15 protein-coding genes, 1 tRNA gene and 1 other RNA gene are annotated in these 13495 nt (G+C 63.0%); 6 read left to right on the top strand and 11 right to left on the bottom strand.

Annotated elements, in window-relative coordinates:
- Positions 1-104 precede the first annotated feature (104 nt).
- From EP237_RS01340 to EP237_RS01330, 3 genes are all read right to left on the bottom strand, one after another.
- Entirely contained in the window at positions 105-1436 is a 1332-nt protein-coding gene (locus EP237_RS01340) for a UDP-glucose dehydrogenase family protein (protein WP_127557316.1), read from the bottom strand.
- 282 nt (positions 1437-1718) lie between these two features.
- Positions 1719-1795, bottom strand: a tRNA-His gene (locus tag EP237_RS01335).
- A 48-nt stretch (positions 1796-1843) separates the two neighbouring features.
- The gene (locus tag EP237_RS01330) at positions 1844-2335 is read right to left on the bottom strand and encodes a GNAT family N-acetyltransferase (protein ID WP_127557315.1); all 492 of its coding nucleotides are present in this window, start codon (positions 2333-2335) and stop codon (positions 1844-1846) included.
- A 122-nt stretch (positions 2336-2457) separates the two neighbouring features.
- Here EP237_RS01330 and EP237_RS01325 point away from each other — a divergent pair, with 122 nt between their 5' ends.
- Complete coding sequence (locus EP237_RS01325) at positions 2458-2649, top strand: DUF6324 family protein (protein ID WP_127557314.1); 192 nt, start codon at positions 2458-2460, stop codon at positions 2647-2649.
- Positions 2650-2758: 109 nt separating this feature from the next.
- Here the strand turns inward: EP237_RS01325 and EP237_RS01320 are convergent, their stop codons facing one another.
- A complete protein-coding gene (locus EP237_RS01320; RefSeq protein WP_240661429.1) occupies positions 2759-3214 on the bottom strand; it encodes an MmcB family DNA repair protein in 456 nt (151 codons plus the stop codon).
- A gap of 88 nt (positions 3215-3302) precedes the next feature.
- On the opposite strand from EP237_RS01320, the gene ssrS reads away from it, so the two are divergent.
- Positions 3303-3457: non-coding RNA, 6S RNA (gene ssrS / locus EP237_RS23890), on the top strand.
- Positions 3458-3515: 58 nt separating this feature from the next.
- Here the strand turns inward: ssrS and EP237_RS01315 are convergent.
- A complete protein-coding gene (locus EP237_RS01315; protein WP_127557313.1) occupies positions 3516-3848 on the bottom strand; it encodes a hypothetical protein in 333 nt (110 codons plus the stop codon).
- A gap of 137 nt (positions 3849-3985) precedes the next feature.
- Between EP237_RS01315 and EP237_RS01310 the strand changes: the two genes are divergently transcribed.
- Positions 3986-5545 carry a zinc-binding metallopeptidase family protein gene (locus tag EP237_RS01310; RefSeq protein ID WP_127557311.1) on the top strand — a complete coding sequence of 520 codons (1560 nt, stop codon included), beginning with the start codon at positions 3986-3988 and terminating at the stop codon, positions 5543-5545.
- Positions 5546-5664: 119 nt separating this feature from the next.
- Positions 5665-6411 carry a methyltransferase family protein gene (locus EP237_RS01305; protein WP_127557309.1) on the top strand — a complete coding sequence of 249 codons (747 nt, stop codon included), beginning with the start codon at positions 5665-5667 and terminating at the stop codon, positions 6409-6411.
- Positions 6412-6507: 96 nt separating this feature from the next.
- On the opposite strand, the gene nusB is transcribed toward EP237_RS01305, so the two are convergent.
- From nusB to EP237_RS01285, 4 genes are all read right to left on the bottom strand, one after another.
- Entirely contained in the window at positions 6508-6987 is a 480-nt protein-coding gene (gene nusB, locus EP237_RS01300) for a transcription antitermination factor NusB (RefSeq protein WP_127557307.1), read from the bottom strand.
- The gene (locus tag EP237_RS01295) at positions 6984-7535 is read right to left on the bottom strand and encodes a 6,7-dimethyl-8-ribityllumazine synthase (protein ID WP_127557305.1); all 552 of its coding nucleotides are present in this window, start codon (positions 7533-7535) and stop codon (positions 6984-6986) included. The genes nusB and EP237_RS01295 overlap by 4 nt, the downstream gene beginning before the upstream one ends.
- Positions 7536-7539: 4 nt before the next feature.
- A complete protein-coding gene (gene ribB, locus EP237_RS01290) occupies positions 7540-8661 on the bottom strand; it encodes a 3,4-dihydroxy-2-butanone-4-phosphate synthase (RefSeq protein WP_127557303.1) in 1122 nt (373 codons plus the stop codon).
- A gap of 94 nt (positions 8662-8755) precedes the next feature.
- Positions 8756-9406: a hypothetical protein gene (locus EP237_RS01285; protein ID WP_127557301.1), complete on the bottom strand. Its 651-nt coding sequence runs from the start codon at positions 9404-9406 to the stop codon at positions 8756-8758.
- Positions 9407-9543: 137 nt separating this feature from the next.
- On the opposite strand from EP237_RS01285, the gene EP237_RS01280 reads away from it, so the two are divergent.
- Positions 9544-10599, top strand: a complete 1056-nt coding sequence (locus EP237_RS01280; RefSeq protein ID WP_127557299.1) for a proline racemase family protein — start codon at positions 9544-9546, stop codon at positions 10597-10599.
- A gap of 83 nt (positions 10600-10682) precedes the next feature.
- On the top strand, positions 10683-11264 hold the full coding sequence (locus tag EP237_RS01275; RefSeq protein WP_127557296.1) for a VOC family protein: 582 nt from the start codon (positions 10683-10685) through the stop codon (positions 11262-11264).
- Between the two features lie 172 nt (positions 11265-11436).
- On the opposite strand, the gene EP237_RS01270 is transcribed toward EP237_RS01275, so the two are convergent.
- Entirely contained in the window at positions 11437-12948 is a 1512-nt protein-coding gene (locus EP237_RS01270) for a tripartite tricarboxylate transporter permease (RefSeq protein WP_127557294.1), read from the bottom strand.
- A 12-nt stretch (positions 12949-12960) separates the two neighbouring features.
- Complete coding sequence (locus EP237_RS01265) at positions 12961-13452, bottom strand: tripartite tricarboxylate transporter TctB family protein (protein ID WP_127557292.1); 492 nt, start codon at positions 13450-13452, stop codon at positions 12961-12963.
- Positions 13453-13495: the final 43 nt, after the last annotated feature.

Raw genomic sequence — 13495 nt, 5'->3', positions numbered from 1 at the left:
CGCAGTCTGCGGTTGGTTGCCGAAATACAATGCGCGTTGTCTGCGGCCTGGTGTTATTTTACTCAGTTCCTACTCCGGGCGACTTCGCCAGAGGGGCCCATTGTCTAGCCGCATTCGGCTGGCGGAATCGTTCGCCTACCGATGGAGTCGTAGCCGTTGAACCCTGCCCGTTTCGCGTCCTTTGCGGAATAGACGTTGCGCAAATCAGCCAAGTGCGGCGTGGCCATGCGTCGGGCCAGCTTCTTGAGATCCAGCGCGCGGAATTCGTTCCACTCTGTCAGGACCACCAGCAGATCGGCATTGTTCGCGGCCTTGTAGGGGTCCTCTGTCCAGATCACGCCGGGAAGCAGGGCCTCGCCCTCGCGCCGCCCCTGTGGATCGACGACGCGCACCTTGGCACCCGACCCGACCAGCGCCGGAATGATCGTCAACGAGGGCGCTTCGCGCATGTCGTCGGTATTGGGTTTGAAGGTCACGCCAAGGATTGCGATGGTCTTGCCGTTGAAGCTGCCGCCACAGAGATCACGCAGTTTCTCGACCATGCGCTGCTTGACCGAGTCGTTCACGCGGATCACCGTCTCGACAATATTCTGAGGCACAGCGTTTTCCTGACCGATCCGGGCCAAGGCCGATGTATCCTTTGGAAAGCACGACCCCCCATAACCGGGACCGGCATGCAGGAAATGCTGCCCGATACGGCCGTCAAGCCCCATTCCACGCGCCACCTCCTTTACGTCGGCCCCGACCCGTTCGCACAGGGCAGCGATCTCGTTGATGAACGTGATCTTCGTGGCGAGAAAACCGTTGGCGGCGTATTTGATCATCTCGGCGCTTTCCAGATCGGTGGTCACAATCGGGAATTCGCGCAGATAGAGCGGGCGATAGATCTCTGCCATGACCTCGGCCGCGCGTTCGCTCTGAACTCCGACGATCACCCTGTCAGGCTTCATGAAATCGTCGATTGCCGCCCCTTCGCGCAGGAATTCGGGGTTCGAGGCCACGTCGAATTCGGCATCGGGATTGGCCTTGGCAATCACCTGCTTGACCTTGCGGTTGGTTCCCACCGGAACGGTAGATTTCGTCACGATCACAGCATAGCCCGTCAATGCCTTGGCGATCTCCTCGGCAACGGCCATCACATAGGTCAGGTCGGCGTGCCCGTCCCCGCGACGTGTCGGCGTGCCAACAGCGATGAAAACCGCATCGGCCCCGTCAATCGCCTTGTTCAGATCCGTCGAGAAGGTCAGGCGTCCGGCAGCCACATTGCGCGCCATCACATCTTCCAGGCCTGGCTCGAAAATCGGCACCTCGCCGGCATCGAGCCGCGCGATTTTCTCGACGTCCTTATCGACGCAAATCACGTCATGGCCGAAATCCGAAAAACACACTCCGGAGACAAGCCCGACATAGCCTGTTCCGATCATCGCAATACGCATCTGAACCTGATCCTTCCACCCCAATCGCCTGCCCGCATCCGTAGCGCGATAATGCCTAGCACCGACCTTTGGGAATTACGAGGGAAAGCAGATACCTCGACGTCCCGAACGGCTTGTCGGACTATTCGGAAGCACCGTAGAGCCCGCGCAGGCCGGGGCAGTGACGCAGGATCGGAGGCGTTGATCTGGGCGCTAGCTTTCGCGGCTATTGCGAATCCGGCCACGCGACGTCAGCACAGGGGCCTGTCTCCTGCGGGCGCAACTTCCCATGTGATCGGAGGATGGTACCGCCTCCCCGGCTTGAACGGGGGACCTCTGGATCCACAATCCAGCGCTCTAACCAACTGAGCTAAGGCGGCACTGGCGGGGTGGATAGCCCCCGTTGCGCCGGAATGCAAGCCTCTCTGTCATGTCAATTTCAGCTTCCATGTCTGTTCTTCCAGCCGCTGCCCGAACGAGGTGACGGGATGGCTGTCGACGCAGGTGAACCCGGCCTTTTCATAGAGCGCGCAGGCGGCCCGGTGGCTGGCATGGGTCCAGAGCACCAATTCCCCGTAACCCTTGTCTCGGGCATAGGCGATGCAAACCTCCAGAAGGCGTTTGCCAAGCCCCTTGCCCCGTGCAGACGGGGTCAGAAGGAACAGCCGCAGCTTGGCCTGCCCCGGTTCCGGCCCCCTGACACAGAAGATCGAGCCGAGCCGTTCGCCCCCACCCCAGGCAATCCAGGCGCGTTCGCAAGCGGGGTCGCGATTGCGAAGATAGTCGGCAAGGATTTCGGCCACCAAGGGCTCGAAACTGGCGTCGAATCCCTCTTCGCGGGCATAGAGCTCCGCATGTTGCTGGATCAGCCAGCCGGCATCGCCAATGCCCAGATCCTTCAGGATGACCTCGTCCGACATGCAATTTCCCCTTTGTGGACGCCGTCCGCTTCCAGTATTTTGCCTTGTATCGCAACGGGCAAGGGTCTAGGCCGCTCGCCAGCCCCCATTTATGGGGAAAACCGGTTTCTCGGAGGACATCAATGGGCATCGACAGCGAAAGCGACATCGCCGCCAATCTGCAGATCGGCCCGACCACCATGGGCATGGTTCGCATCTATATCGAAGCAGACGGCGTCGATCTGCCGCTCGATTTCGACCCGGAAGAAGCCTTGGAAATCGCCGAGGAACTGCGCGTCGCGGCGGAAACCATCCGCAAGGGCGCCAAGGGCTGATCTCCGGCCCGACGGCATCGCCGGTCGATGGCCTGTCATACGAGGGGCGCTGCCCCTCGCGCTCCCCGGAGTATTTGGGCCAAGAAGAAGGGGGCGCGGACAATTTTAGTCAAATGCTGCCCGGTTTGGGATCGCGGTATCCGTGCAGACGTTGCGCGGCGGTGCGGGCGAATTTCTGGGTCAGCACCTTGCGCCGGGCGGGGGCGAGTTTGGTCTCGGGTCCGAAGCGCAGGATTTCCGCGTCATAAGCATCCGCAATGATCAACCCCGTGCCATCCGGCAGCAGATCGGTCGGAAATTCCTGGTCCACAGCCCAGAAATACCGGTCACACCATTCCAGGTAGCCATCCCATTTCGAATCGGAGGTGAAGTCGACGCGACTCGATTTGCACTCGATCACCCAGATTTCCCCTTTGGGGCCAAGCGCCATGACATCCACCCGCTTGCCCCGCTCCGGCACGAATTCTTCCAGGCTGGCGAAATCATGCTGGCGCAGGTGACGGCAGACGCCCCGGGCCAGCAACTGGCCGGGCATGAGATCGGGAAGGAGAGCGTCGTTTGTCATCAGGCCAGATTGGAACAATTCAAGAACAAATGCAATTGCCTGCATTGCTCTTGCCGGAACCGGTGGAAGGGCCTATGTGAGGGATTGGCGGGTTCTGCCCTTCTCGTAACGGGCAAAATTCCGGTGGCCTTAAGCAATTCCGAGGGAGCTGGCTCTGTGCGGACCGTGGTTCGTTTACCTGGCGCCCACCTGTAAAAACAGGTCCTCGGGAATTCAATTCCCAACGGCTGTGGTGGTCCCGTCACCTCAGAAAGACCAAGGCCCGAGGCAGATGCTTCGGGCCTTCTTTCTTGTGGGGTGTCTAGTGGTCGGTGATTCTGATCGGAATCGCAACCGGATCGACCACCGGCAGCGCATCGCGCTTGCCGCCCTGGCCATCGTCCTCATCCTCGCCCATCGACATGATCTTGTAGCCGATCTGGGCCGATCCGAAGGTGATCGTGCCGAACACGATCAGCATCAGCACCGCCACCGGCCCCTCGGCGGTATGGGTCACAAGGTGCCACAGGTTGCCGACATTGAAGGCCAGGATCATCGCCGTGAAAGCGACGGAAATCCCGAGTCCGATAAAGCCGTGTCTGATGATCATCTTGATATGCTCTGGCATGATGTCCTCCTTGACCTTGTCAATCATGTTAGCACTGCTTGCATCGTCTGCAACCCACAAGCCTGCGTCAGAGCCGCCCATGCGCCAATATTCGCCCCTGCCTCAAGATGCTTGCCTTGATCAGGGGCAGCGGCCTAGCGTCGTGCTGAAAACGGAGGCAGCTGATGACGGCAGCAAAAGACACGGCGCGGGCAACGGTCAGGGCCCGCATGGGCGAGATTTCCCGCTGGACGCGCGACATCTGGGATTTTGGGGAAACCGCGTGGCGCGAGTACAAATCCTGCGCCTACTACGTGGACCTTCTGCGGAGCGAGGGATTCGAGGTCGAGGAAGGCAGCGCCGGCATGCCCACGGCCTTCTGCGCCACCTGGTCAAACGGCGACGGCCCCACCATCGGCGGCTACGCCGAATATGACGGCATCCCCGGCAACTGCCAGGCTGCAGAACCGCGAAAGGCCCCCCGCCCCGGCCTCGGCCCGCATGCGGGCGGCCACACCGACCCCCATTCGGCGCTTGGCATGGGATCGCTCGGCGGTTTTCTTGCGGCAAAAGCCGCGATGGAGGCACATAACATCCCCGGGCGGCTCAAGTTCTTCGGGGAACCGGCAGAAAAGGTGCGCGGATCGAAACCCATCCACGCGGCGGCGGGCTACTACGATGACCTCGATGCGGCAATCAGCTTTCACCCTTTCTACATGGCGCCCTTGTGCAACACCGTGCGGTGGGACACCCATTGCGGCGTGGGCTACGGCGTCATCTACGAATTCACCTGCGACGCGCCGGAAACCTGGATGGCGGGCGAGGATGCCAGCCCGATCCCCGCCAGCCACGCCGCTGCCCGTGCGCCGGGGGCCACGGATGCCATGGTGCAGATGTATCAATCGGCCAAAGCCCTGCGCGAACATGTGATGGCGCCGGGGCAAAGCTGGTCGATGAATGAGGCCATCCTGAGCCATGGGCAGGCCACGGCAGACAACATCCCGGCACAGATCGCGCAGATCCAGTATTTCATCCGCATCAGCGAGGTCAGCGAGGCCGAGCACATCATCCGCGGCCTCGATCATTTCGCCGAGGCTGCGGCACAGCTTTGCCACTGTTCCTGGCGGCGGCACTGGGTGGCCAAATCGCGCCCCGGCCTGCCCAACCACGCCATGGCCCGCGCAACCTACGCCAACCTGGAGGCCGTGGGCGCGCCGGTCTGGGGCGAAGAGGCCGCCGACTTCGCCCGTGCGATTCAGGCTGAACTGGGGCTCGACCCCATGGCCGACCCGTTTCTGCCGATGATTTCGAAGCTCACACCTCCGGAAGAGGCCGAACGCCAGATCCGCCAGGTCCTGCCCCCGTCGCAGCGCCATTTCACCTCGGACGACTACACCGAATACTGCTGGCACGCGCCCACGGTGCGGCTCTATATCGGGCGCCCGGCGCTGACCGCACCCGAGGGCTTCGCCTACCCGGCCTGGGCGATGAACGCGCTTGGCGGGCACCCTGCGACCATCGACCCGATGACGGAGGTCGCGGCGCAGGTCATCGCCATGACCGCGCTCGACTGCCTCACCGACCCGGCCCTGTTGGAAACGGCACAGGCCGAGTTCCGCCAACGCACCGCCCAAGAGCATATTCCGCCGCTCTGCGACTACGCCCCGCCGCTTCACTTCCGCTGGCCCGAATACGTGACCACCGCGCGCGGCGAGGACTGGGTGATCCCTGCGCACGGGCAATAGGCCCGTTTTCAACCGCAAGCCCATGCGCATGAACCGGAGTTTATTGCACCCGCCGAAGCCTTCGTTCTATGCGCAGGCACGGCCGTTCAGGCCGATGATTTCTGGAAGGACCCTCCCGCATGCTCATCAAGGACCACCTCGCGAACATGGGCGAAACCCTGTTCCGCTGGCGCAGCTTCGTTCTGACCCTGTTCATTCCCATCGTTCTGTTCGCCATCTGGCAGGGCGAGGCAATCGAGCTGCGCTTCGGCGACACCGTGGGGGAAATCTACGAAACGCTCTGTCTCGTGCTGGTGCTGACCGGCGTGGTTCTTCGGGCCTATACGGTGGGCTACGTGCCCGCGCGCACCTCGGGTCGCAACACAAAGGGGCAGGTGGCGGAATCGCTCAACACCACCGGGATCTATTCGGTTGTGCGCAACCCGCTCTACCTTGCCAATGCGATCGGCTACGTGGGGGTGGCGCTATATACCCAATGGCTCTGGGTGGGGGCGCTGATGGCGCTGGTGCTGGTGATCTACTTCGAACGGATCATCGCCGCCGAAGAACGCTTCCTGTCAGACAAGTTCGGACAGGAGTACAACGACTGGGCCGCGCGCACCCCGGCCTTCTTCCCGCGCCTGTCGGGCTGGGTGCCCCCCGCCCTGCCCTTCAGCTGGCGCACCGTGTTCCGTCGCGAGCATCCCAGTTGGCTCAGCACCATGACGATGATGTATGCGCTCGAGATGCTCTCGACCTGGCGCGAGGGCGAGGCCCTGGCGGATGCCACGGCCTGGCACGTGGCGATGCTGACGGTGATCGCGCTTCAGATCGTGATGATGGCGCTGAAGAAATGGACCCGCTTCTTCCGCGTGGAAGGGCGCTGATCGACGCGGAAGAATTTTCTAGAAAATTCTTCCGAACCAAAATTTTTCCTCGAAAAATTTTCAGACCGGAAAACTCTTCTGGAAGAGTTTTCCGGCTCAGAACGCCTCGGGCCGGGCTTCGCGCGCCATGTGATCCAGCACGGCATTCACGAATTTCGGCTCGCGTCCTTCGGGGAAGAAGGCGCGGGCCACATCCACGAATTCCGTGATCACCACCTTGGGCGGAGTATTCGAGTCCAGCAGCTCCGCACCCGCCGCCCGGAACAGGGCCCTGATCGTCGGGTCAATGCGCGCAATCGGCCATTTCGCAACAAGCGCCCGGTCGGTCATCTGGTCGATCTTCGCCTGCCAGTTCACCGCGTCATCCAGCAGTTTGGTGAAAAGATCGGGATCGGCCTCGGCCAGCTCCTCGCCCGCCACTTCCTGGCCAAAGCGAAAATCGAAGAACTCGCGGCGCACCTTCTCCACCGTCTGCCCCGCGGCCTCCATCTGAAACAGCGCCTGCACGGCGTATAGCCGGGCGGCCGATTTCATCTGGCGCTTTTCGTCCTTCGTGGGGCCCTTGGGGGTGGTCATGCGCGGCTTGGTCCTTTTGCATCGCCGGCAATCAGCATCTCGCTGCCCGCCGGTTTGAATCCGATGCCGCCTTTAGGCGCTGCGAACTTCCGCGTCAACGCGATAAGATGGAGCGCCGCCGCAGCAGCCCCGCCGCCCTTGTTCTGATCGGCGGGATCGGCGCGCACTTCGGCCTGTTTGCGGTTTTCCACGGTGAGGATGCCGTTGCCGATACAGGCCCCTTCCAGCCCCAGAAGCTGGATCGCACGGGAACTGTCGTTGCAGACCGTATCGTAATGGGTCGTCTCGCCCCGGATCACGCAGCCAATGGCGACGAACCCGTCGAAATTGGCCTGCCGATAGGCAATGCGGATCGCCGTGGACACCTCCAGCGCGCCGGGCACTTCGATGATGTCATGCGTAGCGCCCACCTCATCCAGCGTGGCGATGGCCCCCGCCACCATGTTGTCGGCGATATCTTTGTAATAGGGCGCCACAACGATCAGCACCTTCACCGGCTTGTCGAAAGCGGGCAGTGGCAGCGTGTAATGAGTTTCAGATCCGGCCATAGCGTCAGCCCTTCATGATCGGGCGCGTGCCCACGATGGAAAGCCCGAAGGCGTCGAGACCCAGATAGCGGGTCGAGGGTGAGTCGGTCAGCAGGATCAGCTCGTGCAGGCCCATCTTGGACAGGATCTGCGCCCCAAGCCCCGTGCGCTTGACGGTGCGGGGGCCTTGTTCGTCCTCAACGGCGAAGGCCTCCTTCCGGGGCGCCCGGATCAGGCAGATCGCCCCCCGGCCCTCCTCGGCGATGATCCGCATGGCGGTCGGCAGCTCTGCGGTCGGTTTCGGGCCAAGCCCGAGCAGATCCGCCCCGGCCTGCAACGCATGGGTGCGGATCAGCACCGGCTCATCGGTGGTGATGTCGCCCTTCACCAGCACCACATGTTCAACACCATGGGTCTGGTCGGTGAAAATCCGCATCTCCCATTCGCCACCGAATTCGGAGGTGACCGTATCGCGCGCGGTCTCGACCACCAGGTTGTCGCTGCGTGAACGATAGGTGATGAGGTCCGAGATCGTTCCGATCTTCAGCCCATGTATCTTCGCATATTCCACCAGATCGGGCAGCCGCGCCATGGTGCCGTCTTCCTTCATGATCTCGCAGATCACCGAAGACGGGTAATGCCCCGCCAGTCGCGCCACATCGCAGCCCGCCTCGGTATGCCCAGCGCGCACCAGCACGCCGCCACGCCGCGCGCGCAGCGGGAAAACGTGGCCCGGCGTGGCGATATCGGCAGCGGTGCATTGCGGGTCGATGGCGGTTTTCACGGTCAGCGCCCGGTCAGCAGCGGAAATGCCAGTCGACACGCCCTCCCGCGCCTCGATCGAGACCGTAAAGGCTGTCTCGTGGCGGGAGGAATTGTTCACCGCCATCATCGGCAGGCCCAGTTCCTCGACTCGTTCCGCAGGCAGGGTCAGGCAGATCAGCCCGCGCCCGTGGGTGGCCATGAAGTTGATCGCATCGGGCGTCGCGAAATTGGCGGGGATCACCAGATCGCCCTCGTTCTCGCGGTCCTCGTGATCGACAAGGATGAACATGCGGCCCTGGCGGGCCTCCTCGATGATCTCTTCAATGGGCGAGATCGCATTCTTGTAGTCGGTCTCGACGGGCCCTGGGGTCTCGAATGTCATTTTGGTCCCTTTGTGCCTTGGCGTGCGCAGGAGATAGCGCAGCCCGTCCCCCGATACCAGCGAAGACCCGTCGCAAGAGGCGCTGGACACGACGTCACGGCGGATCGTCCGGAATTTCCATTCCTGCTTTGGCACAGCGCGCGCGTAACTGATCAGCCAGCGCTCCAGCTTCCAAACGCTCACAGATCGCAAGTGCCTCGACCAGGACCGGCATCATCGAGCTGTTCTCGACCTCATCGTTCCGGCATTCGGCAGACTCGCGGCCAAGATAGGTCAGGCTACGGTCGATATGCCCAACCACCACCTCCAGCCGCACCAGCAGCGCCAACCGTTCGTAGCTGACTTGCAAGGCAGGCGGATCATCCCACGGCTCGTCTGGGTCAAGCCAACTGCGATCCTCCTCCCGATCCAACGGCAGGCGCGCCTCCAGAACCTCTATCGCAGCCCTGATTTCACCGCGCGCGATGAAGCGGTTGGCCTGTTCGGTCAGAAAGTCGAACCCATTCAGCGTGGCTGTGCGGTCGTTGCGGGTATCGACTATGACCTTGCCCGCCTGCCAGGCGCGCACGGCCTCCAGCCGTTGGCCGATCGTGGCAATGCTCAGATCGATCCGATGCACCCGAGCCGCCTCCCTTTCCATTTGCTCCGTACGGTCCCGTCCAGTGCGCGTCACGTGCGAATAAATGAGAAACGGCAGGCTCATAATAATCAGCAGCGCGAAGACGCCCATCCAGTCCGATGTCATTCTTGGCCTCTTTCTTGCGCGATGCTCTTCAGAGGGACGATATTGCCGTTAAATAAGTGTGCATGCAACACTATAATGGAGTGTGGACAGCCTGCGCCTGTCCCACATAGGTTTGCCGAACCGACAGGAGGACCAGAATGCGCAGCAGCCGCATGATCACAGCCGTGGAAGCCCATGCCGAAGGCGAACCGGGCCGCGTCATCACCGGGGGCCTCCCGCCGATTCCCGGCCGCTCTGTGTTTGAGAAAATGCAGTGGATGCAGGTCCATGCCGATGACATCCGCCTGCTGATGCTGCGCGAACCGCGCGGCAACCCGGCGCTGTGCTGCAACGCCATTGTGGAACCCTGCGACCCGGCGGCAGATGCCGGTTTCATCATCATGGAACAGACGGAATACCCGCCCATGTCCGGGTCCAACACCATCTGCACCGTGACCGTCCTGCTGGAAACCGGCATCCTGCCGATGGTCGAACCGGTGACCGAACTGACGCTGGAGGCCCCGGCGGGCCTGATCCACGTCCGTGCGGACTGCCGGAATGGCAAGGTCACCCGTGTCACCTTTCGCAACGTGCCCTCCTTCGCCCTGCATCTGGATGCCGAAATCGAGGTCGAGGGCCATGGCGCCGCGAAGGTCGATGTCGCCTGGGGCGGGATGTTCTACGTGATCGCCGATGCCAGCCAGTTCGGCCTCGACCTGACCCCGGAAAACGGTGCCGAAATGGTCCGCCTGTGCGAGGCCCTGCGCCGTGCAGCGCGGGACCAACTGCCCGTCACCCACCCGGAGAACCCCGCCATCACCGGCCCCACGATCTCGCAACTGACCGGCCCCGCGCAGCAAGCGGGTAACCACGGGCGCAGCGCCGTCACCGTCTCGAACAGCGTCTCGGCCCCGCCAAGCCCCCTGTCGCTTCCCGGCGCGCTCGACCGCTCGCCCTGCGGCACCGGGACCAGCGCCAAACTCGCCTGCCTGCACGCGCGCGGGATGCTGGAAGCGGGGGTGGACTACATCAACGAAGGCCCCATCGGCACCACCTTCACCGCAAGGATCGAGGGTCTGACCCAGGTCGGCCCCTACCCTGCCATCCTCCCCAGCATCGCGGGCCAGGCCTGGATCTATGGCACCAGCCAATACCTGCTCGACCCCACCGACCCGTTCCAGCAGGGCTTCCGCGTTGGCGACATCTGGGGCTGACGCACAAAGCCCCTGCGCTGGTCGGCGTTTGGCTTTGGCCGCATTTGGGCTACCATCCCTCCGACAGAAGGGGAGATACAACAATGCGCAAGCTACAGGTTCAGGGCGTCCACCACATCACACTGACCGGCGCCGACCGGCAGACATCCATAGATTTCTGGGAAGGGGTGCTCGGCATGCCCTTCATCTTCGACCAGCCCAATCTCGACAATCCCCGTGAAGGCCATCTCTATTTCGATCCCGGCGACGGGCGGCTCATCACCGTCTTCACCAATGAAGACCGCACACCCGACCCGCGCCGCACACCCACGGAACCGGGCTGCGTGCATCACCTCGCCTTCAATGTCAGCAAGGCCACCTTCAGCCAATGCGTGACCCGGCTCGATGAGCGCGGCATCTCGCATTCCGGCCCCAAGGATCGCGGCTTCATGGATTCGATCTATTTCAAGGACCCGATGGGCCTGATGATCGAACTGGCCTGCTACCGGTTCGAACCGCCCACGGGCTGCACCCATGCCGATGTGATGATCGAGGCGCACCGGATGCGCGTTGCGGCGGGCGACTATAACATCCAGGAAAAACATCTCGCCGATGCGATCGAGCTTCTGGTCGAACGCCGCCAGCAGACCCTGTCCGCAGACCGTTCCCCGAAGAATCCCTACTGAGTTTCTTCTTGGCCCAAATACTCCCGCCGGAGGCACGCAACGGTGCCACCGGCGGATCATGCAATCTGCACGACTCCCTCACCACATTTCCGTGGCAACGCGGCCCGAGGAGGGCCCCGGAGGGGCCTGACGAGGGCCGCCCCCGGGTCGACGCCGGAGGCGGCGAAACCGCTCAGTCGTCCGCGACGCCCTGTGCCCTCAGACGCGCCCGCCGGGCCCGGTAGCTCGGCACCACCACCAGCAGCGCGGCAATGACCAGCAGCGCCAGTGTCATCGGACGCTCCAGGATGAAGCTGAACCCGCGATAGAGCTGCATGGCCCGCGCGAAATTGTCTTCCAGCATCGTCCCGAGGATGAAGCCGATCAGCAGCGGCGCCAGCGGATAATCCGCAAACCGCAGGATCGTCGCAACCACCCCGAAGCCCACCAGCAGCAGCAGTTCGGTCGAGTTGTTCTGACCGATATAGGACCCCATCAGCGTGAAGAACAGGATGAACGGGATCAGGTAGTTGCGCGGGATCGCAAGGATCTTGGCGATATAGGGAATAAGCGGCAGGTTCAGCACTAGAAGCACGAGGTTGCCGATATACATCGAGATGATGACCGCCCAAAACACCTCGGGCGTGTCGGTCATCAGCCGTGGCCCCGGCGTGACGTTCAGGGCGATGAGCGCGCCAAGCAGGATCGCCGTGGTGCCCGAGCCCGGAATGCCAAGCGTCAGAAGCGGCACGAACGACCCGGTACAGGCGGCATTGTTCGCGGTTTCCGGGGCCGCAAGCCCCTTGATCGAACCCTTGCCGAATTCCGCCTGCTCCTCGCCCTTGGCGATGTTGCGCTCCACCGCGTAGCCCAGGAACGAGGCGATGGTCGCCCCCGCCCCCGGCAGCACGCCGATGAAGAAGCCTTGCAGCGACTGCCGCCCGATCACGGGGGCAATTGCCTTCGCCTCGGCGCGGCTGATCCGCAGGCCTGTGATCTTGCCGCTTTCCCCCTGTGCCGCGCGGGCCGGGTTCATCACCAGGAACAGCGCCTCGGGCAGGGCGAACATCGCCATGGCCAGCGTGATGAAGGAAAAGCCCGATTGCAGTTCCATCACCCCGAAGGTGAATCGCGGCATGTTGGACAGGGCGCCCTCGCCCACGGTGCCCATGATCAGGCCAAGGATCGTCATCATCAGCGCCTTGCCCACCTGGCCGGTGCCCGCAAAGGCGGCGATGGCCGACAGGCCCACCACCATCAGCGCGAAATATTCCGCCGAATGGAACAGCAGGGCCACGCTGGACAGGGCCGGCGCGAAGATCATCAACAGGATCGCGCCGATGGTGCCGCCTGCAAAGCTGGCGATGGCGGCGATGGTCAGCGCCTTGCCGGCCTGGCCCTTCCGGGCCATGGGGTAGCCGTCGAAACTGGTCGCGACCGTGCCCGCGACCCCCGGCGCGTTCAGCAGGATCGACGAGGTGGAGCCGCCGAAGATGGCCCCGTAATAGACCCCGGACAGCAGGATCAGGGCCGCCGTCGGATCGCCCAGGCCGATGGCCACGGGGATCATGATCGCGATGATCGACATCGGCCCAAGACCGGGCAACATGCCGATCAGCGTGCCGATGACGCACCCGAACACCACCATCATCAGGTTCACCGGGGTGACGGCGGCGCTCAGACCGAGCAGAAGACCTTCAAGCATCGTGCTGTCTCCTTACAGGAAGCTGGGCAGCGGGCTCAGGTAGATGCCAAGCACCTCCTGGACCAGATACCAGATCGACCCCGCGGCAATGGCCGCGACAGGGATCATGATGTGAAACTTGCGTTCCCCGAGGATCGCCCCTCCGAGAACCAGGAACCCGATTGTCGCGCCCAGAAACCCGAGCGAACGCAGGGTCATCGCATAGGCGACCATCAGCACCAGCAGGGCGATGGCCTGCCCGACGTGATAGTCCCCGATGCGGCTCAGATCGATCACCCCGTCCTTGGCCTCTTCGCCGTCCTTCGGCGCGGGTTTGGGGGAAAGAAGGACGAACAGGCCGACAACGACGCCCGCGATCGCAAGGATCTTTGGGAAGGTCGAGGGCCAGATCGGGTTGCGCTGAAGGATCGGCGGCAACAGGTGATCCATGGTGAAGAAGGCGGCATAGCCATAGACGCAGCAGATCGCCACGAATGCCAGCGCGATCCAGCGATCAAGCGCCATGTGTCATTCCTCCGTTTTCGATTGTGACGGGCGGGGCGGGGCC

The sequence above is a fragment of the Nioella ostreopsis genome (genome assembly GCF_004000255.1).
Classification (GTDB): Bacteria; Pseudomonadota; Alphaproteobacteria; order Rhodobacterales; family Rhodobacteraceae; genus Nioella; species Nioella ostreopsis.
This window is presented reverse-complemented; position numbering and strand designations above follow the sequence as displayed.

Bases quoted from the DNA above. Each gene is read 5' to 3' on its own strand.
- EP237_RS01340 (WP_127557316.1), bottom strand. From the start codon at position 1,436: ATGCGTATTGCGATGATCGGAACAGGCTATGTCGGGCTTGTCTCCGGA.
- EP237_RS01330 (WP_127557315.1), bottom strand. From the start codon at position 2,335: ATGTCGGACGAGGTCATCCTGAAGGATCTGGGCATTGGCGATGCCGGC.
- EP237_RS01325 (WP_127557314.1), top strand. From the start codon at position 2,458: ATGGGCATCGACAGCGAAAGCGACATCGCCGCCAATCTGCAGATCGGC.
- EP237_RS01320 (WP_240661429.1), bottom strand. From the start codon at position 3,214: ATGACAAACGACGCTCTCCTTCCCGATCTCATGCCCGGCCAGTTGCTG.
- EP237_RS01315 (WP_127557313.1), bottom strand. From the start codon at position 3,848: ATGATTGACAAGGTCAAGGAGGACATCATGCCAGAGCATATCAAGATG.
- EP237_RS01310 (WP_127557311.1), top strand. From the start codon at position 3,986: ATGACGGCAGCAAAAGACACGGCGCGGGCAACGGTCAGGGCCCGCATG.
- EP237_RS01305 (WP_127557309.1), top strand. From the start codon at position 5,665: ATGCTCATCAAGGACCACCTCGCGAACATGGGCGAAACCCTGTTCCGC.
- nusB (WP_127557307.1), bottom strand. From the start codon at position 6,987: ATGACCACCCCCAAGGGCCCCACGAAGGACGAAAAGCGCCAGATGAAA.
- EP237_RS01295 (WP_127557305.1), bottom strand. From the start codon at position 7,535: ATGGCCGGATCTGAAACTCATTACACGCTGCCACTGCCCGCTTTCGAC.
- ribB (WP_127557303.1), bottom strand. From the start codon at position 8,661: ATGACATTCGAGACCCCAGGGCCCGTCGAGACCGACTACAAGAATGCG.
- EP237_RS01285 (WP_127557301.1), bottom strand. From the start codon at position 9,406: ATGACATCGGACTGGATGGGCGTCTTCGCGCTGCTGATTATTATGAGC.
- EP237_RS01280 (WP_127557299.1), top strand. From the start codon at position 9,544: ATGCGCAGCAGCCGCATGATCACAGCCGTGGAAGCCCATGCCGAAGGC.
- EP237_RS01275 (WP_127557296.1), top strand. From the start codon at position 10,683: ATGCGCAAGCTACAGGTTCAGGGCGTCCACCACATCACACTGACCGGC.
- EP237_RS01270 (WP_127557294.1), bottom strand. From the start codon at position 12,948: ATGCTTGAAGGTCTTCTGCTCGGTCTGAGCGCCGCCGTCACCCCGGTG.
- EP237_RS01265 (WP_127557292.1), bottom strand. From the start codon at position 13,452: ATGGCGCTTGATCGCTGGATCGCGCTGGCATTCGTGGCGATCTGCTGC.